The sequence below is a fragment of the Klebsiella sp. A52 genome (assembly GCF_018388785.1).
In the GTDB taxonomy this organism is placed as follows: Bacteria; Pseudomonadota; Gammaproteobacteria; order Enterobacterales; family Enterobacteriaceae; genus Klebsiella; species Klebsiella aerogenes.
In genome coordinates this window covers 3,101,899-3,125,384 of sequence record NZ_CP074437.1, presented here as the reverse complement: position 1 = coordinate 3,125,384, position 23,486 = coordinate 3,101,899, and the positions used below count along the sequence as shown (strand labels likewise).

General features: G+C 41.4%; 16 protein-coding genes. 2 read left to right on the top strand and 14 right to left on the bottom strand.

Annotated features, from left to right (window positions below; all coding sequences use genetic code 11):
- Window positions 1–44: 44 nt before the first annotated feature.
- Window positions 45–1,649 carry a phosphoethanolamine transferase gene (locus tag KGA69_RS14690; protein WP_045391779.1) on the bottom strand — a complete coding sequence of 535 codons (1,605 nt, stop codon included), beginning with the start codon at window positions 1,647–1,649 and terminating at the stop codon, window positions 45–47.
- 295 nt (window positions 1,650–1,944) lie between these two features.
- Here KGA69_RS14690 and KGA69_RS14685 point away from each other — a divergent pair, with 295 nt between their 5' ends.
- On the top strand, window positions 1,945–3,123 hold the full coding sequence (locus KGA69_RS14685) for an acyltransferase family protein (protein WP_072047966.1): 1,179 nt from the start codon (window positions 1,945–1,947) through the stop codon (window positions 3,121–3,123).
- 49 nt (window positions 3,124–3,172) lie between these two features.
- On the opposite strand, the gene KGA69_RS14680 is transcribed toward KGA69_RS14685, so the two are convergent.
- From KGA69_RS14680 to KGA69_RS14645, 8 genes are all read right to left on the bottom strand, one after another.
- Complete coding sequence (locus tag KGA69_RS14680) at window positions 3,173–4,657, bottom strand: glycosyltransferase (protein ID WP_049061320.1); 1,485 nt, start codon at window positions 4,655–4,657, stop codon at window positions 3,173–3,175.
- A gap of 4 nt (window positions 4,658–4,661) precedes the next feature.
- Complete coding sequence (locus tag KGA69_RS14675; protein WP_063447762.1) at window positions 4,662–5,831, bottom strand: glycosyltransferase family 2 protein; 1,170 nt, start codon at window positions 5,829–5,831, stop codon at window positions 4,662–4,664.
- A gap of 166 nt (window positions 5,832–5,997) precedes the next feature.
- Complete coding sequence (locus KGA69_RS14670; protein WP_213292421.1) at window positions 5,998–7,752, bottom strand: glycosyltransferase family 2 protein; 1,755 nt, start codon at window positions 7,750–7,752, stop codon at window positions 5,998–6,000.
- Window positions 7,753–7,774: 22 nt separating this feature from the next.
- The gene (locus tag KGA69_RS14665) at window positions 7,775–8,911 is read right to left on the bottom strand and encodes a glycosyltransferase family 4 protein (protein ID WP_045391794.1); all 1,137 of its coding nucleotides are present in this window, start codon (window positions 8,909–8,911) and stop codon (window positions 7,775–7,777) included.
- Between the two features lie 6 nt (window positions 8,912–8,917).
- On the bottom strand, window positions 8,918–9,808 hold the full coding sequence (locus KGA69_RS14660; protein ID WP_213292420.1) for a glycosyltransferase: 891 nt from the start codon (window positions 9,806–9,808) through the stop codon (window positions 8,918–8,920).
- Complete coding sequence (gene glf / locus KGA69_RS14655; RefSeq protein WP_047045968.1) at window positions 9,805–10,956, bottom strand: UDP-galactopyranose mutase; 1,152 nt, start codon at window positions 10,954–10,956, stop codon at window positions 9,805–9,807. The genes KGA69_RS14660 and glf overlap by 4 nt, the downstream gene beginning before the upstream one ends.
- An 11-nt stretch (window positions 10,957–10,967) precedes the next feature.
- Window positions 10,968–11,708 carry an ABC transporter ATP-binding protein gene (locus KGA69_RS14650; RefSeq protein WP_045391802.1) on the bottom strand — a complete coding sequence of 247 codons (741 nt, stop codon included), beginning with the start codon at window positions 11,706–11,708 and terminating at the stop codon, window positions 10,968–10,970.
- Window positions 11,708–12,475, bottom strand: a complete 768-nt coding sequence (locus KGA69_RS14645) for an ABC transporter permease (RefSeq protein ID WP_045391805.1) — start codon at window positions 12,473–12,475, stop codon at window positions 11,708–11,710. The genes KGA69_RS14650 and KGA69_RS14645 overlap by 1 nt, the downstream gene beginning before the upstream one ends.
- Window positions 12,476–13,426: 951 nt before the next feature.
- On the opposite strand from KGA69_RS14645, the gene KGA69_RS14640 reads away from it, so the two are divergent.
- Window positions 13,427–14,431: an NAD-dependent epimerase gene (locus tag KGA69_RS14640; protein ID WP_045391808.1), complete on the top strand. Its 1,005-nt coding sequence runs from the start codon at window positions 13,427–13,429 to the stop codon at window positions 14,429–14,431.
- A 256-nt stretch (window positions 14,432–14,687) separates the two neighbouring features.
- On the opposite strand, the gene ugd is transcribed toward KGA69_RS14640, so the two are convergent.
- From ugd to KGA69_RS14615, 5 genes are all read right to left on the bottom strand, one after another.
- On the bottom strand, window positions 14,688–15,854 hold the full coding sequence (ugd, locus tag KGA69_RS14635; protein WP_045391811.1) for a UDP-glucose 6-dehydrogenase: 1,167 nt from the start codon (window positions 15,852–15,854) through the stop codon (window positions 14,688–14,690).
- A 223-nt stretch (window positions 15,855–16,077) separates the two neighbouring features.
- Window positions 16,078–17,442, bottom strand: coding sequence for a TolC family outer membrane protein (locus tag KGA69_RS14630; RefSeq protein WP_228339515.1), 1,365 nt, complete (start codon window positions 17,440–17,442; stop codon window positions 16,078–16,080).
- Window positions 17,443–17,453: 11 nt separating this feature from the next.
- Window positions 17,454–18,785: an HlyD family type I secretion periplasmic adaptor subunit gene (locus tag KGA69_RS14625; protein ID WP_045391817.1), complete on the bottom strand. Its 1,332-nt coding sequence runs from the start codon at window positions 18,783–18,785 to the stop codon at window positions 17,454–17,456.
- 52 nt (window positions 18,786–18,837) lie between these two features.
- Window positions 18,838–20,613, bottom strand: a complete 1,776-nt coding sequence (locus KGA69_RS14620) for a type I secretion system permease/ATPase (RefSeq protein ID WP_045391820.1) — start codon at window positions 20,611–20,613, stop codon at window positions 18,838–18,840.
- A gap of 249 nt (window positions 20,614–20,862) precedes the next feature.
- A complete protein-coding gene (locus KGA69_RS14615) occupies window positions 20,863–23,454 on the bottom strand; it encodes a beta strand repeat-containing protein (protein WP_049061323.1) in 2,592 nt (863 codons plus the stop codon).
- Window positions 23,455–23,486: the final 32 nt, after the last annotated feature.

Genomic DNA, 23,486 nt, shown 5'->3' with positions numbered 1-23,486 from the left:
AATATGATCATCCTTTAAACCAGAGTCTATGTATTAACCGCCGATTAAGGATGTTGCGGTAAGGGCACATCCCTTAATTCAGAGAAACGAATAGCGTCTTCTTTTTCATTCAGCACGAAATCAGAATTTTTTACCGCGTCTTTCATATGCTCATCAGAAACAGCATAACCCATCATTTCTAACACCAGGAATTTGGTTAAATCAGATGAGAAGTAGTGGTTGTTGTTGCGAAATTGTTCAGCCTTCGCACACCAGGACGCATCATTCATCAGCAATGGAATTTTATACATTTCATTATCACTGGATGGAAAACCATGTCCCTGCCCCACAACTTCCCCATGGTCTGATACATAAACCAACTTGTAATCTTTAAGATAGGTATCAGCAAGGGTAAAAATACTCTTTAAGGTATCATCGACGTTATAAATAGACGCATCATAATCATCAACCATCGGGTTGTCCGCTTCCCCTCTACGGTCAGAATAAGGCAAATGGTTACCCATCAGATGAATGACGTAAAAATTTCTCTCTTGCGATTGCTTAAAATAATGCTTGATTGCCGGTAATAACTTTTCGTCCTGCCCCTCGTTAACTGGGAAACGGGTATTATTATCTTCCGGAGTTTGCAGTACTTCAGCATATTTTGCCAGATAACCGAAAGGCTTGTTCCACATGTTGTTTTGCATCTGAGAGTCGAACCAGTACGTATGGTAGCCCTGCAATTGTGCCATCTCGATAAGATTCTTAAATTTAAACAAGTTGCCACGCTGCAAGGGCGTTTCAAAAGAAACCAGCATCGGTACAGCAAGTCGTGTTTGCGCAGCCGGAGAGTGAACGTTATTAACGACACATATTTGTCCATCTCTATCCATCTGCGATAAGTTTGGCGTAGTATCTTTTCCATAGCCGTAAATACCATAGCGGCCAGGGTTAGATGATTCGCCAATCACATATATAATGTTCTGGCTACCTTCAGTCTCTTTTTTAATATAATCAGGATATTCTTTATGCTCTATCTTTTTGTATTTAACATCATCAACTATATTTTCAGCGATAATCGACACTGAGGAAACAAGAGGTCCAAAAAAAATCTTGTACTGATCGATGTATGGCTGCGAAATAAAAGTTGGTGAATATTCGATATTATTGATAAAGAATTTAGTCCCCCAAAAACTAACACCATCTATCACAGGCTTTGAAAGAATAAGGATAAGACTAATAGTCAAAATAACACGTTCTTTAACAGAATAGCGTGCTTTTGGTATTTTAATCGATAACAACGAAAGTGCAAAAAGTATGAAAAGAAAACCTACCAGAAATTTTAGACCAAAGGTTTGTACGGTACCTAATGAAACGGAAAGGCCAACCCCGAAGGTTGACATGACCATACTGGTTGAGAGTCCACCATATTTCTGATAGATAAAGTAAGTCAAAAACGTGATCAATGAAACAAAAACCACCAGACTGTTTCTGATTATTTTATTACGAATACAAAAAATCAAACGCAAGAAAATAAAAACAGAGAAGAAAGTGGTAAAAAATATATTTGTAGGTTCAAACCAACACAACACAAGGGACAGAAAAAACAGTATAAAATATAAAAAACGTCTGGTTTTTAAATACTCTAAACATCTAAAAAAAACGCTCATGCAAACTCCGAAATAAAGCAACTTATTATTGTGCATTGTAATGTTGCTATTTTAACACACTGAACCTCACTGACAAATATCACTCCATTGATCCTGGATAATGAAAGCGTTTAAAAATAATTTATTCGGCATGATGGGTGCTGCACTCCGGGCTTAATTTCACATACTTAAGCAAATTTAATGTTAAATCAACTATCGTGAGACCGATCACAACAACAAAAAAATAACTACCAGTTAACATCAGTGTGGTAATATAAACAAATACCGTCAGGTTCTGCTTCTTGACGCGTTGGTTATGGAACACAACAAAAATAAAGCCAAACAGGCTACGGGGTCTCACTTGCAACATTATAAACATCTCGACGGACTCCGCGGAGTCGCGTCGCTTGTCGTCGTGCTTTACCATATGGATGTATTTATGGGGGTGCTGGTATCGCCAAATGGATTATATTCGCAAAACTCAGTATGGTGGCAGATATATCGAAGGATTTTGGATGGGAACTTCTCAGTTTGTCTATTTTTCGTAATGAGTGGTTATGTGTTGCTCATTGGCTTTTATAAGCGGCAAAACGACCTTTCTTATCTTAAAGAAAGCTTTATAAAAAGATACTTTAGACTTACCCCACTGGTACTCGCTTCAGTCATTCTGGCTGTTGTTTTACAAAATACGATAGGCTTCCATAATGCCGAAATGGCGGCGATCGTAGGTGGGCACGAGTGGTTAAAATCTAACTATCAATCAGAACTCACACTAACTGGAGCCATATACAATGGTCTGTATTCTGCTTATATAGGCGATACCTCCTATAATGGCCCACTCTGGACGATTAAAATAGAGTTAATGGGGTCACTTTTTCTGTATCTCTATGCCGCATTATTTTTTGTCAAAAAAAACGGTGCCCACATCATAATATCAGCAATACTTATCTATCTGATTGAACCGACACTTGGCTGCTATTTGATACTATTTATTATTGGCGGTACTATTTTGGTATATAACATAAAACTTGAACCTAAGTTTATTCTTCCAGCCAGTATATTAACAGTTGTTCTTGCAACAGAAAATCCGTGGACAATTGAAATTAACTTCTTAAATGAACTCACAAGTTTTAGTAAAGAAGGTTTGGCCACGTTGTGTCACTCAATCGCAGCAGTAGTTTTATTATTAATAGCTAATACATCATCAAAACTTTCAAATTGTCTGTCCAGACCTGTATTTACTTTTCTGGGTAAGATCTCATTTTCCTTATATGTATTTCATATCCCTATTATCATGAGTATTGGAACGGCATTATTTGTTTATTTACATGATGCAGGTATTACTAACCAATTTGCTAGTATAATAAGCACATTAGTCAGTTTATTATTTTGTGTGCTTATCTCATGGTTTGGCTATACATTCATTGATAAACCATCTACAAAAATTGCATCTTTAGTAGGCGACAAGCTGAATATGAGAGCCAGCCAATTATAAAAAAAAACCGCGAAAGAAATCTTTCGCGGCTTTTAATAAGGTAGAAGAGTTAGAATGTTTTGGCTTTTAGTAGCTTTAAATAAAACATAAATCTTTCTCTTCCTTTATTTTTGGCTATTACCAGCATATCAAATTTAGACAAAATCTTCTTAGATGCAAAAATTTGCGCCAGGACCTGCTTAAAATATTCATCCTTGAATTTCGCTTCAATGACACTCCAGGCCCAGAAGTGGACATCGAGTTCTAACTCAAATAATTTACGCTCTTCATCATAGTTGAACGTATCCGAGTTACGACTGTAGATCCAATCAAAAATAGGGAAATGAACATAAAGTCGGTCATCTCGCACAGAAATATCCTGACCTAAGCGCCCTTGACGATAATAGTAATAATCAAAAGGTATATTAGCAATAATCTTGGCGTTTAAAAAAGTCTCGAACTGGAAAGGTAAATCATCAAACCGACGAATATGCTCAGGGAAAGAAATTCCTTTGTTTTTCAGCATGTCAGCAGAGTAAATACGACGCCACATTGTTGGGCGCTCGCGTAGTAAATCCAGACGGCTGAGATTAATGTCCAGGGGGAATTTAACTATTTCACCAGTCTCATAAGCTTCTTTATAGCCACACTGGGAAATGTCAGCATTTTTCATCACCGCGGCACGGAACAAATCTTCATACATCTGAAGATCGCACCAATCATCGCCGTCAACAAAACCAATATATTGCCCTTTGGCCTGGCTAACGCCGGCATTTCGTGCCGTCGCGCACCCACCATTGGCTTTATGGATAACTTTCACTCTACCTGGGTATCTCGCAGCCCAGGCGTCAGCTTTCTCACCGGAATCATCCGGTGTACCATCATCGACGACTAAAATCTCTATACTTTCAATAGACTGATTCGCCAGGGACTCAATGCACTGGTCGATATAGGCGCTGATATTGTATGCGGGTACGACCACTGAAACTTCATACTCATACTTCTGGCGACTACCCGTGAGAGGTTGGTGTTGATCCTGAATGCGCCAGTAAAAAGTATCCGCAGCGCGCGCGCATTGACGATAAACAATTAACGGATCAACATCGTACTGATTGAATTCACCACAAATATGGTCAAGTTTCCACTGTGCAGTAACATACTCCAGAGCTGCCCGGGTAAATGCAGGAAGAGAAATACGAACGCTAACGTGACGCTCACCAATCAACTCATTAATTTCAGGATTGGAGAAATTATCAAACAGATAGACACGTTCTTTCAATTCAGGGTTTTTATTTAATAGTTCCTGAATACGTTTAAACTTGCTTGCATTAGATTCAACAACAATTATCGCGCGCGGCTTGCTGTTATAAAATGCAACCAGAAGCTCCAGACCAGTATAAGTACCGACAAAAGCTAAAACATCACTTTCGCAAGAAAACAAATCTACGCCAAAAAAGCTTCGCTCGATGATATGCTTGTGTTGTGCTAACTCATCATGGCTAATTGCCGAAGGTAGTTTATTTAGATATGCATTCAATTGTGTTCTATTGATCATTTTATTAACCTACTACCCGTTTTCCGAACTTATTTTTTGCAAAACGCAAAGCTTTTTTGAAGATCAATTTATTGACATCAATGTTTGCAGTAGAAATAGCCTTCAACAGTTTAAATTTTGTTGATAGCGTTTGCTTACCAGTACTGTACTCTGTGAGAAAATCCGTTGCGCCATTGAAAAATGCCAACATGAGAATAAACTCTCTGTTACGCTCCGCAAAACCTAAGGAAGTTTTCAAGCGCGAACGCACGCCCGGATTAGATACAGAAAACAGATCCACACCTTGCTGGAAGTAACGACGTCGATCACTCAAAGTTGTATATCTACCACACCAGAAAATCATTTTAAATAGTAGCGACATTACACAATATTGCTGATATGCATTGAGACCTTTAACTTCAGGCTTCTGCAATAACTCTTTCGCGGTCTTAATTATATCAAATCGCTTTTCGCTTTTTTGATCCGTAATCTTCCCTTCACGATTAACTCGATAAAAATAGCCGACAGTATCTATCATGCCAATTTTTGTTGCGTTAACCAGACTTACAATATGAGGAGTAACGTCTTCAAAATGAATCCCTACCGGGAAGATAGTTATATACTTGTCAAAAAACTCTTTCTTAAGGATACGGTTATTGGTATTAGGTTCAAGACTGAGGATTTGCGGATATGCTGCAACATTTACTGTCTTCTTCAGCTCGCCACCTAAAATATGATCCCAAGTCGCTGCATCATAGAACGGATACGAATCTTTTGTTTGGTTGTCGTAAACGTATGAACGATATAATACAATATCAAGATCGTCAGACTCGGCAAATTCCAGGGAATCAAGAACAGCTTTTTCGTTCAACCAGTCATCACTATCACAGAAAGAAATATATTGGCCATTCGCGTAGCGTAAGGCCGTGTTTCTGGCCTCTGATAGCCCTTTATTTTCCTGTGATACGAAAATTGCGTTACCTTTATAGGTATCAAGCCATTGCTGAACAACTTCGACACTATTATCAGTACTGCCATCATTTACAATGATAAGTTCTATTTGATCATTACCATTTTTATCAAATGAAGATAAAGTCTTCTCCACAAAACCAGAAGTATTATAGACTGGTACTATAATAGACAATTTTGGTATAACCTTTGATTGTCGAGTATCACAAACTATCATGTCGCTCATTACTGTCTCTTGTATAAATATATTTAACTTCAGACTAGATTGTAGAAACTAGCCAAATCAAAATGAGTATCTTCCGTATAAATAAATATCCCAAACCCTATCAGCAAGAAGAAATATTTAACTATGACAATATTATCATTACGAATAAAGAACAAGCCATCAATATTTAAATAAAATATTTCTTCCAAAAATTCTCAGACGTTAAGTACGAGATCTTCTTTCCATACACTTCTGCAACAGCATTATAGGTAAAGAACCCTTTGCTAATGGCCCACAATGTTTTGATGATCAACTTAGCACAGCGTAATTTATCCTGCTTCAGTACGATAAAACTACCCTCAGTAGTTTCATAGTAAACTTCAGCATTCAAAAAAACCTGTTTTGTCGGATGAATTTCTGTGTTAGGGATTCGTACCCTATTTCCAGCCGTAATAAACCCAGGAACCAGATGACCATTGAGAAGAAACAGCCTGATTATCTTCGCCCATTTGGACTCAGGACTATCACGGTCAGTTTTTTTCACGTCGTTACCCTGCTCGACTTCACATGGCAATTCATCTTTCGACAGCTCACTAATCCGTCTACGCGCTTTTTGCGCATCCGCATCGTCAATCCAGAAATCAGGGCCTTGCATAACATCTGAATAAGCTTCAATGATAGCCTCAGCCGAAGAATAACGGTATGAAAAGCATAGCAAAAGTACTTTTGCTAATATCCAAAAAGCTATCTGTCTTCTTTTCTGTGATGACGGGTATACAAATGCAGGAACCAACAGACCTCTAACGCTCAAATATTCAACTAATGCGCTATATTTTTGATTAAAATTCATCTGCCACGACGCAATGCCATTGAGAGTAACGATCGGGTAAGCATGCATTATCCCGAATAAAATGTCATCGCCGCGGACGAAGAAAGGAAAAGCATAGTATTTTATCGCTGATACTTTAAAAGCGCAGAACCACCATGCTGCGTAATTGGCTTGTCCGTCCTCTTTATTAAACACATCCAGGCCACTTGGTGTTGAGACATCAACACCATTTTTTAAAGGCCGCATTCGTATCTGTTTATAAGGATAAATAGCACCTGCCTCGTAAACCGTTTGAGGTTTATCCTCATATAGCATACTGCCTGCTATCATTTGTTCATCGTTTTTTGAAAAACACATGAACCAATATGCTCTTTTAATACTTTCGATTTCACAGGATGCGTCATCATCCATAAAGATACAATAAGTTTCTTTATTGTTCTTTTTCACCTCAAATAAACCACGAGTGAAACCACCAGCCCCCCCCATGTTTTTATTTTTTATATAGGTAACATTAGGTCTTGGCTCTAAATCTAAATTGCATCCATTATCAATAACATACACATGAAATTTTGACTGACCGACACTATCGGCAAATAAGTTTTCCTCAAATCTCGACAACGTCGATAATAATGCTGCCTGTCGATTATAAGTCGTGATGACAATCGCTAACTTATCAAAATCCTCTACTGCCCCATATGTAGTAAAAGAAAAACTCCTGATCTCACTATCATCAATTGACGACCAGTAAAAATAAAGTCTACCGTCACGACATTCATTTAATTCTAAATTATCTAGCGTGAATGCCCCTTCAATTTCGCGTTGAAATACTTTCTTTAATATATCATTCGTTTTTAAGAAAATTGTGGCGATACCTCTGCCAACAACATCAACTTTGAACCCAATCTGTTTAACTGTTGTGTATTTCGACCACTTATGGAGATCAAATGAATTATAAAAAGTATCAAAGCAAATGTCATGATTCCTCGATACTCTGACGTACCCTGCATCACTATAGCATGTAGATACATTATCAGATAAAAAATACAGAGAGCTAATTTCACGGTGGTGTATATCAGGGAATACTGATGACTGTAATGCAATATTATTATTCATAACCTAACCGCATGAGTATTTTTCAGCGCTGAAACAGCTCTTCATATACTTGTAATGTTTTATCAATAACAATTTCTGATGTATAATGATTGACAATATTTTCCCTGGCATTGATACCCATTTTTTGTCTGTCATCATCTTCATTTATCAATGCTTTAATTCTCGCGGCCAGTTCTTTGACATTTTTGCGTTCAACTATATAACCATTATAGCCGTCTTTAATTAGTGAATTGCACCCACCATTATCATAGACAACACAAGCTCTACCCACAGCACCAGCCTCAAGCAGAATTCGCGGTACACCTTCGGGATATACAGAAGGAAGAGCAACAATATTTGCCCCAGCAATCAATTCTCTAATATCATCTCGAGTACCTAACCAGACGATATCGCCTGCTGCGTGCCATTTCTCTATTTGTCCCAAGGTAATCCCATCGTCATCATTCTCAACAATGATACCTGCAACCTGAATAGTACAATCTATCCCTTCTAACTTCAGGATCCTTTTTGCCTTAATGAGATCAAGTAATCCTTTACTATGTAGCATACGACTGGCAAAAAGTATTATTCCATGAGTCAATTTCGGTTCTTGCTGGTATGAAAAATAACTGATATTAACCCCGGCGCCATCAATGACCTTTGCTTTCTCTTCTTTGACTCCCAGCAGAGAAAGTATTTTTCTTTTATCTTCTCGATGTTCAAATATTATTTTACAATCAACATTTGAGAACAAATATCGATACAACCTGAGGACAAGCCAACGTAATATTTTAAAAATGAGTTGCTCACTCTCAAACACTCGCCCTAGCCCTACAAAACTATAAACAAGTTTAGTTTTGTGATATTTGGCCCACAGACAACTTATGATCCCAGGTTTAATCGTAATGCAATGAAGGATATCAGGATTAATGCCTTTCAATATCCTCGATGCATTAATAAAGCCTTTGATAAAAGCAAAAGGATTGATGCTTTTCTCATTAATTTGGCTATTAACGCAGTGAAATCCTAATGCGGTGAGTCTGTTTGAAATTGCATCATCTACAAAATTTGCAATAACATAGACATCATATCCATTATTTAATGCAGCAATTCCCCTTTCGAGCCAATGAAGTTCAAAATACCAGGCAGAGTTAACAAAATAGCATAATTTCTTTTTCATAGCGGATTATGCACCTCTACCTTTTGGCTTCCAGAAACCATCCTTGATTCCATTATAGACATTAATCATACATTCTTTCCGCTTTTCATGCTTCAGTGCTGTAAATATATACTTCAACAACCTTAATGAAACATCAAATAAGGTGAAAGGCGAATTGTCCTGGAATATTTTACGGGACAAGATAAGGTTTCTACTTAAATAATATAGTTTCCATGGGGCTATTAATTGATTAGTAGTATCAATATCATGGACAATACATAATTCAGGAAGGTAAATAATAGGCGTACGCTGCAGGACCAGATGATGACCAAAATAAACATCGTCAAAATAGATAAAAAGCTCATCATATATAAACGATATAGATTTCTTTAGTGTCTCCTGACTTATCAACATTCCTACAAATGAAACGCTCACTACGGTCTCTTGCTGGCTTCCGTCAGGAATAAAACGTGCAGGATTAACTCTGTAAGCGATATTTCCCCAAAAACCATTAGGAATTTTCTTCCAGGGTATATTCATCTTGCAGCATTTGTCTGATGTATCCACCACCGTGCAGACATAGACATTTTCACTCGATAAATCAAGTGACTGAAAAGCTACGCCAAAATTTTTCATCGGATACGCATCATCATCGTAAAATAGAACCCAATTAGTGTTCAAATTTTGCGTTATCCATTGCGCTCCATATTTGAAACCGCCAGCCCCGCCATCATTCATCTCCCGATGTAAAACTATAACTCGTTCATCGCAAACAGAATTAAGATAGGCTTGAGTGTCGTCGGTTGACGCATTGTTAACCACAACTATATATTGAAAAGGCAACGCCAGCGTTGCCTCTATTGTTGTTTTTAACTTTTCTAACCGATTATAAGTGACGATTAGAGCAGCGACATTCATCTGACTTTGACCGTGAACACAGGCATCACAGAATTCTGTTCTAATGACTTAAGATAAGTTCGCCCAGTTTCCAGAGCTTCAGCAATAGTTACATCCATATCAAGATAGCGGTATGTACCCAGACGACCAACAAAGGTAATATTTGCTTCTTTTTCGGCGCGATCGAGATAGTTTTGCAGCATAGCCATCTCCCCTACCTGACGAATTGGGTAATACGGAATATCCTCAGGCTCACATGAGCGACTAAACTCGCGATAGCAGATTGATTTTTCATGACTTTCCCATGGCGCAAAGTACTTATGCTCAGTAATACGAGTATAAGGCACTTTTTGCTCACCATAATTCATTACCGCACATCCCTGATAATCACCGTCGGTTCGGAATGCATCGAAATCCAGGGTACGATAGCCCAGACGTCCCATATCATATTTATAAAAACCATCCAGCGCGCCACTATAAAATACATGGTCATATTCGCCACGAGTGGTTTCATCAAACAGGGTGTTTAAAGCCACTGAAATATTTTTATGATCTAATATCTTATCTACGATTACCGTGTAGCCGTCTTTTGGCATCCCCTGATATTTATGATTAAAGTAGTTATCATCATAATTAAATCGTACAGGCAGACGCTTAAGAATGGAAGCCGGGAGCTCCGACGGAGACATTCCCCACTGTTTGATTGTGTAACCTTTAAAAAAGGCTTCATAAAGTTCTTTGCCGACAAAACGCAGTGCCTGCTCTTCAAATGTTGCAGGTTCTTCTATCGTTTTATCACTCTTTTCATCAATTAATTTACGTGCTTCGGTTGGGGAGCACGTGGTATGGAAGAACTGATTAATTGTGTGTAAGTTGATTGGTAAGGAAAATACTTGCCCATTGACCGTCGTCTTCACCCGGTTCACATAAGGCATCATTTCCGTGTATTGGTTGATGTACTCCCAAACCTCAGCATTGTCAGTATGGAAAATATGAGGGCCATAGGTATGAACCATAACGTTGGTTTCACTATCCCGCTCACTATAGCAGTTACCAGCAACATGCGGCCGGCTGTCAATAATCGTCACCTGATGACCTGCTTCAGCCAATAAGCGACCAATAACCGCGCCTGAAAATCCTGCGCCGACAATAAGTACATTCTTCTGCATTAGTTTTTCCATCAAGCCATTGAGGCTACATATTCATCAACAATAGAGCTTGCCTCACCGATAGCTTTCAACCGGTGATTTTCAACCCACACAACTTTATCGCAAATCTGCATAACATCTTTCATGCTGTGGCTAACAAACAGGATTGTTACCCCACGTTTTCTGAACTCATTGATTGTTTCAATACATTTCCGTTGAAATGCGATATCCCCAACCGCGAGAACTTCGTCGATAATCAATACATCTGGATCAACCTGGCTAATAACGGAAAAGCCCAGCTTCGCCAGCATGCCACTGGAGTATACGCGAATAGGCTCATCAATGAACTCACCTAGCTCTGAGAACTCGATAATTTTATCAAGCCGTTTATTAACTTCTGCTCTGCGTAACCCCAGTAAGGTGGCATTAAGTTTGATGTTTTCACGCCCGGTAAGTTCCGGATGAAAACCGCCTCCCAGCTCCAACATCGAAGCCACGCGGCCGACAACTTTTACCTCGCCCTTACTTGGCTTTAGCACACCCGCAACGAGACCAAGGGTCGTACTTTTGCCTGCGCCATTGCGGCCAATCAATGCAACTGATTCACCCTTATTGACGGTGAATGACACATTCTCGATAGCCAGATACTTACGGCCTTTTAGCAAATTAAAGGCCCGACGCGGATGAAAAAACAAGTCTTTAATGCCAGAGCCAATATGATGATATAGAGGATACTCTTTTGTTACATTGCAAAATTCAATAACAGCGGTCATCACAAAATCTCTGCAAATCGATATTTTAATTTATTAAAGACCCACACTCCTAGCAGCAACACAACCATGCCTGATGAGTATAGATAAGTGATATGCACATAATCCAGGTTGCCATTCATAAGCAGATCTCGCCAGGCCATAATCATGCTAGCCAGTGGGTTATAATCAATGATCCAGGTAAATTGTTGCGGGATCATATCTGAATTATAGAGTATCGGGGTACAGTAGAACATCAACATAATGCCCAAGGCGACAAATCGCTCCAGGTCACGGAAAAACAAATTCAGCGTTGAGAAAATTAGAGCAAATCCAAATGTAAAAATAATCTGTCCGATCGCCAGTAGAGGAATGCCCCAGAACCAACTCAGCGACGGTGACATACCATAAACATATAGAAACACAGCGATTACAGGAATTGTACACAAGAAGTGCAGCCCTTCCATCATCACATTACTCAAAGGAATAACCGAGCGCGGAAATACTGTTTTTTTAATGATCTGCGCATTAGAAATAAATGAGTACAATGAATTGGTTGCCGAACTTGCGAACCATTGCCACGGGAACAACCCAGTAATCAGGAAAACGGTATAATTTGGAATTTGTACTCTCATTACCATTTTAAAAATAAAATAGTAAATCATCGCAAATAATAAAGGGTTTGCGATAGACCATAAATATCCAAAGATGCTACTTTTATAGCGAACTTTTAAATCTTTATTAGTTATCACAACAAGTAGATCAAATAAATATCCTAATTTAAACTTCATTATTTGCACTCATTTTTTTGAAATCGACCACGCAATCATTCTTTCCTCTGGCACCTTGAGGAAATTGTGCACAGCTATAATATCAACATAATTATAATAAATTAGCCAAAAGCAGTCGTTGCCTCTATATCCACGGTATAGAGAAACCCTTCTTAGCAACCATAAGCAGTTCCATATAATAGCGTACTCTATACCATCATTTGGAGTATGTTACGGGGGTGACTATACGACTACAAACGATTAGCTTTGTCTAGCTGACTCGCAACAGCCAACGATCACATCAATCAGAGACACGCTACCGCCATTGGCTATCGCAACCAAAGCGCGCAAAACAAGCTTAGCATTTGATAAATCGTCATAAACCTCAAAGCATTACTACCGCAAGAGTCCATGATTTTGCTCTGTCTCAAGCCTCAAGTTGAGCTCAATCTGAGAGCGGTCACTCTCGCCGCTTTAGAGGCAACTTGCCATCAGGTTAGTCTCATTTCAGGCAACAGACCTGGCAACTGAGTTACTTAACTTTATACAAGTTGCCCTATTCAGCAGCGTCATTAATGTCAGTGGCATACCTGCCTATTATGGTAATAAAATCAGAAAGTTGCAATGTGGGCATCTTAAGTTAATACCATATGAATGAAACAGCAGCATAGTATACTCCCGGACTATAAGATTAAAAGCGAAAAAGCAGTATTGGCTGGCAAAGAAGAGATATATACCAGGTAAGTACAATGCCGTTTAAACATTTGTCTACAACTAAAAACACTTGCTAACCAATGAGAGTGATTTTCACTCTCATATTGGAGATGGCGTCCTTGCTACGGTAGGTTTAGCTTTAAATGTTATTCTCTCCAACCTTTCCGAACCAATCTGTAAACAAGATGATCGATACCTCCCCCCTGTGTAAAATAGGCCCTTATAGGCAGTGGGACATAATGATCCTGGAGGATATAAATGAAATTTTTAGTCACTGGTGCTGCTGGCTTCATCGGCTTTCATGTATGCAAACGCCTGCTTGAAGCTGGTCATGAGGTTGTCGGAATCGACAATATGAATGACTACTACGATGTGAGCCTCAAACAAGCCCGCCTGGATCTTCTGAAAGCACCTTTGTTCAGTTTTCACAAAATTGATCTCGCCGATCGGGTCAGCATGGAGCAGCTTTTTGCTACGGAGAAATTTAACCGCGTAATCAACCTTGCCGCTCAGGCCGGCGTGCGTTACTCGCTGGAAAACCCACACGCTTACGCTGACGCTAACCTGATGGGCTTCCTGAATATCCTTGAGGGTTGTCGCCATACTAAAGTTGAGCACCTGGTCTACGCGTCATCCAGTTCCGTCTATGGCTTAAACCGTAAGATGCCGTTTTCAACCGATGATTCGGTAGATCATCCTGTATCGCTATACGCGGCAACCAAAAAAGCCAACGAATTGATGGCACATACTTATGCGCATCTGTATGGAATTCCAACAACCGGGCTGCGGTTTTTTACCGTCTACGGACCCTGGGGACGCCCGGATATGGCACTATTCAAATTCACGAAAGCCATGCTCGAAGGGCAATGTATAGACGTCTACAACTACGGAAAAATGAAGCGGGACTTCACCTATATTGACGATATAGTTGAAGCAGTTGTTCGTGTTCAGGATGTTGTTCCGCAACCGAATCCAGACTGGACGGTTGAAGGCGGGTCTCCGGCGACCAGTTCCGCCCCCTATCGGGTATATAACATTGGTAATAGTTCGCCTGTAGAACTGATGGACTACATCACTGCGCTTGAAGAGGCGCTGGGAATGGAAGCTAAGAAAAACATGATGCCGATGCAACCAGGCGATGTTCTGGAGACAAGCGCTGAAACCCAACCGCTATATGATCTTGTTGGTTTCCGGCCACAAACCACAGTTAAGCAAGGCGTGAAGAACTTTGTGGATTGGTATAAAGACTACTACGCAATTTGATAGTTTCTTATCTTCTATTTTACCGCAATCAAAAGATTGCGGTATATTAACCGCCAATAGTGTAATCAGCCTAGTATTATCCCGACGCTATATATTTCTAATTCGACAGACGTTTCTTTCGATGTAGAAGACAGAAACAGTCTCGCAAATGCCACGGTAGCATTAGTATTTTATTTAAGCACATAATGATGCTGCGTTTTTTCTTTATAAAAAATTAAGACAGGTAATTTTGCAAACTACCTGTCATTATGGAAAGTTAATCGTTACCAAAGAGGTCACGCGTATATACTTTATCTTTCACATCCGCCAATTCTTCTGCCATGCGGTTAGAGATAATAACATCTGATTCCTGCTTGAAAGCATCAAGGTCGCGAATAACGCGTGAGTTAAAAAACTCATCTTCCTTCATCACTGGCTCGTAAATAATTACAGGTATACCTTTCGCTTTTATCCTTTTCATTATACCTTGAATAGAGGAAGCACGGAAATTATCAGAGCCGCTCTTCATAATTAACCGATACACACCAACAACTTTCGGGTTTTTCGCCAGAATGGAGTCTGCAATAAAATCTTTTCGGGTGCGATTAGCATCAACAATTGCCGAAATAATATTATTGGGCACCGACTCATAATTCGCCAGCAACTGTTTGGTATCTTTCGGTAAGCAGTACCCACCATAGCCAAAAGAGGGATTGTTGTAATGATTACCAATTCGCGGATCCAGACATACACCCTCAATAATTTGTTTACTGTTTAGTCCCTGGCTTTCGGCGTAGCTGTCTAACTCATTAAAATAGGCAACACGTAGTGCTAAATAAGTATTAGCAAAGAGCTTAATAGCTTCAGCTTCAGTTGAATCAGTAAAAAGGGTCGGAATGTCTTTTTTTATCGCACCTTCTTTCAATAGATCTGCGAATCGCTCAGCACGAGCAGAACGCTCACCAATGACAATCCGTGATGGATATAAATTATCGTACAAAGCACGCCCCTCGCGGAGAAACTCCGGCGAGAAAATGATATTTTCAATGCCAAGGCGTTCTTTTATGCCACGAGTGAAACCAACTGGGACCGTTGATTTTATAACCATAACAGCTTTCGGATTGATAGCAGTCACATCACGGATGACAGCCTCAACAGAAGACGTATTGAAGTAATTTGTCTTGGGATCATAATCTGTCGGCGTAGCTATAATAACGTAATCAGCGTCATGATACGCATCGAGTTTGTCTGTTGTTGCACGAAAATTAAGCTTTTTTTCCGTTAAATATTGTTGGATCTCATTATCTGCTATAGGTGAAATTTTCTGGTTAAGCAAATCTACTTTGGCCTGAATGATATCCAAAGCAACCACTTCATGGTTCTGGGCAATCAGAACACCATTCGATAAACCAACATAGCCTGTACCGGAAATAGTAATTTTCATAGAGCAACACTTCTACAGTTAACGGGTGATGGCAAATCGCCACAGTAATCATGGATACTGCTGGCGTTTTACTCTTTGCGAATAGTGAAGTCAAGACGGGGACGGGTCTTAAGGGTCCCCTTCATGTGAGCATACAGATTGAAGCGTAGTATCGATACGGGTTTCAGAGATGCAAAAAACAAACTATTTTACACTCTTTCTGTTTCCGACTTCATAGCTTAACTCAAGAACGATGGAAATACCCCGCGACTTGCATAATATCTTTTTCGCTCAGCGTACCTGAATCTCCAAGCAACGTAATCCAGGCCTTAATATACGTGTATTTGGCCTCTGCTAAATCTCGCTGTGCAGCGTAAAGCTGCTGCTCCGCATTAAGCACATCAACGTTAACCCTTTGCCCTGCAAGCACACTTTGCCGCGTGGCCTCAACCTGCGTCGTTGCAGACTTTACAGCCAGTTCGTAAGCCCTAAGCTTCGCCTGGCTACTAATACATTGATTAAACTGTTTACGCAGATCGTTCATTATCGAACCGACCTGGGCGTCCAGTTCATACTTGGCCTGACCATAACGTGCCGCGGCCTGCCTTGTCGAGGCAGCAACCCCTCCGCCAGAATAAATTGGCATTGATACCTGAACCCCAACGCTATCTGTTCGATATTTTTGATTTACGGTGTTGTCGCTGCTGGAATCATTTTCCGAATGTGATGCGTATAGCTGTACCTGAGGCATAAATCCAGCCCGATTGCGTTCTACATCATAACGCGCTGCATCCACGCCATGACGTGATGAAGCTAGTTGGGGATTTCGTTCCATGGCTAATTTTTGCCAATCATCGAATGCTGTATAACGTAGCGGCGAGACCTGAAATTTGCCTTGCCGTAACGTCTGCAATGCATCTAACTGATCAAGTGGAATTCCGATGATGACTTCAAGTTCCCGCTGAGCTGAGTCTAAGACATCCCGAGCCTCGATAACCTGAGCTTCGGCCAAACTGTACCTTGCTTGAGTCTCAGCAACGTCCGTTACAGTACCCTCGCCAGCGGACATCAGGCGATCATTTAGAGCAAGTTGTTCTTTATAAGCAGCTTTCTGCGCCTCAGCGAGTGCAATTTGATCTTTTGCATATGCAACACTGACATAAGCCGAAATGACCCGGACTGCAAGATCGAGATATTTACTGCGATATTTTTCGTCGGCCATCAAACTTTGTGCGACTCCCGTTTTATATTTCGCATAAGCCTCATAATCAAATAGAGGTTGCGTTAAGGTCACGGAACCAGCATAACTGCGGTACTGCTGTCGTTTAGTCACATCGCTGACATTGCCAAAAATATCACTCGTCTGATATTTTTGAGTTTGCCAATTTCGTGGTGCATTCTGATAATTGAGAGAGACTTTTGGTAGCAACCCTGCTCGTCCGATATTCCTTGCCTCATCACCGGCTTCTTTTTCTTTAATCGCCGCCTGAAATGTTGGGTCTTTTTCCAATGCAAGCGAATAAGCATCCAGAATACCCAATGCATGCACCGGTGAGGATATCACCCACACTATCGAACTAAGGGCTAGATTAATCATCTTCCTTTTCATGAAAATCACGATTATTCCTCGGTCAATGAAGTACGCGCACGATCCATAATAGGTTTAAAGAGATAACTTAACAACGAACGTGACCCCGTCCTTACGAACACCTCGACAGGCATCCCAGGTTTTATTTCCTCGCCCTGGAGCATTTTAATGCCTTCCGGAGTGACGGTTACCTGCATCTGATAATAAGCTTCCCCATTTGCTTTATCGATTAAACGGTCTGCAGAAACGAGCGTTACAGTACCAGGTATTTTAGGGGTCCTGTTCTGGTTAAAAGCAGTAAACATAAGCTCAACGGGAAGTCCGGTATATACTTTATCGATTAATTGTACTTTTAATTGAGCATCCACAACCAGCGCAGCTTCACTGGGAACCACATCCATAAGATGGTCGCCTGCACCCACTACTCCCCCTTGGGTAAATATATTCAGCCCAACAACTGTTCCATCAACTGGCGAAATAATTTCCGTATTCCCTAGTTCAAAATTAGCCATATCAAGTTTGTTTTTATAATCATTTACATCCATTTGCGTTTGCGCTAACTGTGTTCTTACTTCACGCTGATAATCCGCATAACGCTGGTCTATTCGCTGTTGCGACTCTAGCAGTTGTTTTTGAAGCTGTCCGATCCTGCCAATCGTCTCATCAATGCTGCTACTGATCTCTGCAAACTGACGTTGAGCCTCCAGATAACGATTCCTCGGCAAATACCCTTCAGCAGAGAGCTGTTTCATACTGGTCATCTGCTCACGGATACTGTTTAGCTGGATCTGTTTATTCGCCCGGGAATCCTGTAATCCCTTAAGCTGGAAACGGATGCCATCAATAGATTGTTTAAAACCATCAACTTCACTACGTAATGCCTGTCGGCGCGAAATGAAAAGTTGTTGCTGCAAGGCAATGATTTCCGCTGCACGAGGCTTGTCTTTGATAGCATTGAAAACGTCAGAGAATTTTATGGTATCCAGGTTATCTCTTTCGGCCAACAAACGCCCTTCCGTTGCCAGAGTGGTATAATATTGAATCTTCAGAGAATCCACCTGCGCCTGCGCCTGAACCTGGCTCATTTGAACCAGTACCTGCCCGGCTTTGACCTTATCCCCTTCTTTAACCGCAATATTGCTAATAATACCGCTAGTTGGAGACTGGATTGTTTTACGGTTTCCTGAAACTGTTACCGACCCTTGAGAAGCAACGCCTTTATCCAATGGGGCAAAAGCTGCCCATAAAAGGAAACCGCATAAACCAATGGCGATCACCAACCAACCGAAACGCGTATACTTCCGCTCATCAGTAGAATCTGATGAGGTATCGCCACGAAGAGACTGATTAATGTGAGAAGACATATTCCCCCCTTTAACAACAGATAGTTGCAGCTATTATTTGAGAAGCCGTTTTTTAGTTTATTTGTGTTTTAGGGGGTGCCCCGTTGCCGTCATGCGATTCATTATTAACTGCATGCATTGCCTGTTGCTGTGCTGACTGAGTTCTCTGAGCATTATTCAAAGCCTGAAGTACCTGCTGGGTGGTACCAAATGCGTTAACCTTACCAGTGACTAACAATAACAACTTACTGGTCATTGAAAGCAAGTTAGTTCGATGCGTAATCAGTACCACCGTTTTTTTCCGCTCTCTAAGAAAGGCAATAGCCTTATTAAGGGCTAATTCGCCAGCGTCATCCAGATTAGAATTAGGTTCATCAAGAACAATCAACGAGGGATCGCCATATAAGGCCCTTGCAAGACCAATTCGTTGTTTTTGACCTCCGGAAAGTCCGTTTCCTCCGTTGCCAATAACTGAGTCATAGCCATGTGGAAAACGTAAAATCAGTTCGTGTACCCCTGCCAGTTTCGCGGCAGCAATCACTTTCTCAGCATCGACATCATTAAATCTCGCAATATTCTCCGCTATGGTTCCGGCGAACAATTCAATGTCTTGTGGTAAATAGCCAATATGGGGGCCCAGTTCATCTTTATTCCACTGATAAATATCTGCGCCATCCAAACGAACAATTCCTTCACTTACCGGCCAAATCCCAACTAATAATCGTGCCAGGGTCGATTTTCCGGATGCACTAGGGCCAATAATGCCAAGCACATCACCCGCCTGTAAATTAAATGACACAGCGTGTAGTACCGGTTCACCCTGCGCGCCCGGCGGTTTCGCAGATACATTTTCTACGCTCAGTACTCCTTCAGGCTTCGGTAGAGACATCCCGGTGCCACGGGGTGGATTACTATCGAGTAACTTCACCAACCGGCCATAAGATAGTTTTGCCGAACTCCAGCTTTTCCAGACGTTAATCACTTGTTCTATCGGAGCAAGCGTTCTTCCCATCAAAATAGAACCTGCGATCATCATCCCCGGAGTAATATGGCCATCAATGGCCAACCAGCCCCCCAGCCCGAGCACCAAAGATTGCAAGGAAAGACGCACAAACTTTGTAATAGAATTGATACGTGAAGCTCGTTCGCTCGCGACTCGCTGACTGTTCAGAAATCGTTGATGTAAACTAAACCATCGTCCCTTGATATTTGGCAACATTCCTAATGCTTCTATAACTTCCGCATTACGCAAGTTGGTGCTGGCAAGACTTCCTGATTGCAACGCAAGCTTACTCGCTTCAGCCAATGGTTCTTTTGAAACTATTTCATTCACCACGGCCAACGCTATCAGTATTAGTGAGCCAATTAATGCAAACAACCCCAACCAGGGATTAAACAGAAAAATGACCAACAAATAAATCGGGAACCAGGGCGCATCAAAAAAAGCAAAAAGCGCGCTGCCGGTCAAAAACTGACGCATGTTAGTAAGATCGTTAAGCATTTGCCCGGCATCAGCAGATTTGTTTTTGAGATTATCTTCGTATGCTGCGGTATAAATACGTGTATTTAAACGCATATCTAGCTGTGCGCCAATCCGTATTACCACCATGCTACGGACGTACTCCAGCAATGCCATCATACCAAACATGGCAAGCATGATAAGGGTTAGCATCAGCAGAGTAATTTCATTACCAGAGGGTAGCACCCGGTCATAAACCTGGAGCATATAAATCGAAGGTACTAACATTAAGATATTAATGAATGCGGTGAAAACACCAACTGTCCAGAATATTTTACTGCGAGTGCGTATTACGTCCGCAATTTCATTGCGCGGTAAATAGTGCTCCACTGCTTTTTCCCTTAATTTTGTGTACCTTCAGCCACACCTCTACCGACAGTAGAGCAATCAGATCCCAACAACTCAGGCTGGAGATATTTATAATATATAGATAGGAAAGTACTAAAATATCAAGCTACCAAAAAATATTTTTTAATCCATACGAAAATTAATGTTAATAAAAATACGACAGAGATCACAATAAAAAGGGGAAGAGCGACCTCCCCCTTTCTTTATAAAACATCCATCACATCACGCTACTTAAGCGTAGTGCAAAGTATCAACCAACTGCTGATGGGTTTGCCCGTTGAGATACACTACTGTATCGTTCGCATCCAGAGTATGGTTGTTGTTGTTATCAACAATCAGGTAGTTACTAGCCTCGTGGGAGTTATCAGTCCAGATAACCGACGCTACACCCACCTTAGCAGTAAGATCCCCATTCCCACCAATACCAAGGATTTGCCCTAACAAGCCGACAACGCCGCCAACCACACCACCAACCAACGTACCCAGCAACGCATCAACAACATCCGACGTACGTGTACCATAATCTGCTACTTGGGTATGTGTGACATCATTGTTAATAGTCAGACCTGAGGCCGTGTCAAAGATACTATCTTTACCGCTATTAAAATCCGAAATGGTCACACCAGAATTGACAGTGCTCGCTTTCAGTTGGTAGAGATTCGCCCCATTACCTCCTGAAACAACGGTGTTACCCAGGACCTTGAAAGTATCCGCAGCGCCAGTTCCTTGCACCGTTAAGTTGTGACCACCATCCAATCCCAAAAGTGTAATAAGGGTTGTTGTCACACCTGAGCCAGGAAGAAGAGTCAGGAGCTGATAAAGAATACCTTTACCGGTCCCCCCCACATTGGCATCCAGATTCAACCCTGCAGTATTTGCAGAAGCATTAATAGTCTCCAGGTTACCATAACCGGTGCCTACCGTCAGATTAAGCAAATGATCGCCGGTGACATTGATGGTTTGTAGCTGACTACCGGTTCCCGCCAAGGTGATGGCGTTAGCGAAGCTACCGGTACCACCCGAGCCGACATTCAGGGTTGTCAAAGCAGTGGCGCCACTGCTGTTTAGGGCCAGCGAGCCTGCATTGATATCGCTATTACTGGTTGCGGTGAAGTTAACATTGAAATGATCGGTGATACCTGGACGGAAAGTAATATCGACACTACTTGCCGCAGTCGCATTACCTGTGACTTCAAGTTGCGCAGCACTACCACCTGCCGCATTTATCACATGGACGTTATTAGCCAGACCTGACAGAACAAATCCCTGTGAACCGACGGTTGAGGTTGCTGCCTGAGTAACGTTAGAAGGAAGAGTAGTCAAGCTTGATTCGGTGGATGCATTACCAGTTAATACACCAAAATCGAATGTATGGGCTTGAGCGGTAGAACTAGCGCTAACAGTTGCTTGCCCTATATAGCCAGCAAGGTCCAGCTTTTCGAAGTTACTAAATTGCGCGGAGTTAGAAGTGATGACCGCAGTTCTGTTTAGAATAGTCCCACCCATAACGACATTTTTCGTAATAAAGTTAGCCGAAATGGTATCAATCCCAGCTCCACCATCAGCGGTGACAGATGTGCTCACCGTATTTGCCCCGCCAGTAGAGTTACCGGCCCATTTCAGCGTATCGTTACCCGTTCCGAGGTTAAACTTAGCCGTGGCGGTGGTCATATTAACAAGGTTACTCACAAGAACATCATCAGCGCCGGAACTGGCATTGAGGATCACGCTGCCGTTGTTAACAACGATGTCCACTCCAGGGTTTACCCCATTATCGGACAGGTTAACAGTGGCTGCGCTTGAACCATTAATGGTGAGATTAGCCAAATGATCCGCGAATTTGAGGTTAACGGTGCTCGCCACGTTAGCATTGAGTTGCGCGTTAGTCAGAACCGCAGTTTCAGCATTGGTGAGCTGATGGCTGGCATTAGTGTTAACAGTACCGGTCGCGTTGCCGCCTGCGGCGCTGGCGCTGAGGACTGCGCTGGTTTTATAAAGTAGCCCGGTACCAATCTGGTATTCAAAAGCATGCTGATTGGTTACAGTTGCCGCATCTGTAGCCGTAGAACCGCGTAAATCGTTAATGATTGCCTGAGTAATGGTTGCCTTATTGGTACCAAGAGCGCTGTATTGCGCTAAAACCGCTGCGCTAGGCGCGACGCCGTAAATTCCTTGATAAACATGTGTGATAAAGGCATCACCAGTTAAGTTAGATCCCTTGCTTTGAAACTCGGAAGATGCGATTAATTTTGTCAGTAATGAACTATATGTATTCCCACCGGTGGCGAGATAATTAGTCCAGTCGCCAAGCCCACCCATATCAACTGAACGGCCAACTAAAGAAATGTACGCAGCTTCGACTTGCTCCTTGCTACTTAAAGCGACGCTCCATGTATTCCAGTTCGCTGAGCCATAGTCTTTGTACATGACTTTATTCAGTGCATTATCAAAGCTATTTTGTGCAGTTAGCGTCGCAGAATCGAATCCTGTATAATTAAGAACGCCATTAATTACATTATTAAGTGCAGCATTTAAATTTGAGCCTGTTAAAAAGGTTTGGGCGACACTATCTGCTGGGGTACTTCCCCAAATGGACGCATAGACAAGTTTAACTATCTCAAGGTCAGTTTTGCCAGAATACAAAGTCTGACCCGCTGTGGATGCTAACAGGTTAGAAATATATTGTTCTTGGCTAATCGCCCCCGTACGAAACTGGCCTGCTACGGCATCATAGGTGGAAGCCGTCGTATAGGTGTTTTTCCCAAGAATTGCAAATTGTATAGCTGCAACTGCTTTTTGTGTGAGTAGCACTTGAGTAACCATTTAAGAATCCTCAAAATTTCGTATCAGGAGCA

Coding starts and splice junctions, on each gene's coding strand:
- KGA69_RS14640 (WP_045391808.1), top strand. CDS start 13,427: ATGAAATTTTTAGTCACTGGTGCTGCTGGCTTCATCGGCTTTCATGTA.
- KGA69_RS14690 (WP_045391779.1), bottom strand. CDS start 1,649: ATGAGCGTTTTTTTTAGATGTTTAGAGTATTTAAAAACCAGACGTTTT.
- KGA69_RS14615 (WP_049061323.1), bottom strand. CDS start 23,454: ATGGTTACTCAAGTGCTACTCACACAAAAAGCAGTTGCAGCTATACAA.
- KGA69_RS14675 (WP_063447762.1), bottom strand. CDS start 5,831: ATGAGCGACATGATAGTTTGTGATACTCGACAATCAAAGGTTATACCA.
- KGA69_RS14670 (WP_213292421.1), bottom strand. CDS start 7,752: ATGAATAATAATATTGCATTACAGTCATCAGTATTCCCTGATATACAC.
- KGA69_RS14685 (WP_072047966.1), top strand. CDS start 1,945: ATGGAACACAACAAAAATAAAGCCAAACAGGCTACGGGGTCTCACTTG.
- KGA69_RS14645 (WP_045391805.1), bottom strand. CDS start 12,475: ATGAAGTTTAAATTAGGATATTTATTTGATCTACTTGTTGTGATAACT.
- KGA69_RS14625 (WP_045391817.1), bottom strand. CDS start 18,785: ATGTCTTCTCACATTAATCAGTCTCTTCGTGGCGATACCTCATCAGAT.
- KGA69_RS14680 (WP_049061320.1), bottom strand. CDS start 4,657: ATGATCAATAGAACACAATTGAATGCATATCTAAATAAACTACCTTCG.
- glf (WP_047045968.1), bottom strand. CDS start 10,956: ATGCAGAAGAATGTACTTATTGTCGGCGCAGGATTTTCAGGCGCGGTT.
- KGA69_RS14650 (WP_045391802.1), bottom strand. CDS start 11,708: ATGACCGCTGTTATTGAATTTTGCAATGTAACAAAAGAGTATCCTCTA.
- KGA69_RS14660 (WP_213292420.1), bottom strand. CDS start 9,808: ATGAATGTCGCTGCTCTAATCGTCACTTATAATCGGTTAGAAAAGTTA.
- KGA69_RS14665 (WP_045391794.1), bottom strand. CDS start 8,911: ATGAAAAAGAAATTATGCTATTTTGTTAACTCTGCCTGGTATTTTGAA.
- ugd (WP_045391811.1), bottom strand. CDS start 15,854: ATGAAAATTACTATTTCCGGTACAGGCTATGTTGGTTTATCGAATGGT.
- KGA69_RS14630 (WP_228339515.1), bottom strand. CDS start 17,442: ATGAAAAGGAAGATGATTAATCTAGCCCTTAGTTCGATAGTGTGGGTG.